This is a genomic window from Carboxydothermus islandicus, from assembly GCF_001950325.1.
In the GTDB taxonomy this organism is placed as follows: domain Bacteria; phylum Bacillota; class Z-2901; order Carboxydothermales; family Carboxydothermaceae; genus Carboxydothermus; species Carboxydothermus islandicus.
On the sequence record NZ_BDJL01000097.1, the window covers coordinates 1 to 322 of the forward strand.

The following is a 322-nucleotide window of genomic DNA, read 5'->3' on the forward strand; positions in this document are numbered from 1 at the left end:
CGCAGTACCTTCATTCCTTCCGTCGGTTAATGAAGATACCGACCGTGTCTTGCTTTGCAGGCTTTCCAAAAGCTCTTTATACTTCAAGGGAATTTTCTCCCTTAAAGCCAATCCCCTTCGTGCTATCACATAGGCTGCCGCTTTATCTTTGGTTAAATTAAACTGCGGTGCGTACTTTAGCATCCCTATCACGCTTGTATAGGCCGGACTTACTTCTCTTATGGCTATGCCGTACCTCTGGGCAAGGGTCTTTATTCTGCTAATTAACTTTCGATAACTAAAACTGTGCTTTATCCTTCTGGACTTTCTGCCCTTGTAATCT

The 322-nt window shown here is 43.8% G+C and carries 1 protein-coding gene; it reads right to left on the minus strand.

The genetic code is table 11. The annotated features are described in order from the left end of the window. The coding region (locus ciss_RS09640) for an IS200/IS605 family accessory protein TnpB-related protein (RefSeq protein ID WP_143298540.1) at nt 1–322 on the minus strand (322 nt) is incomplete at both ends.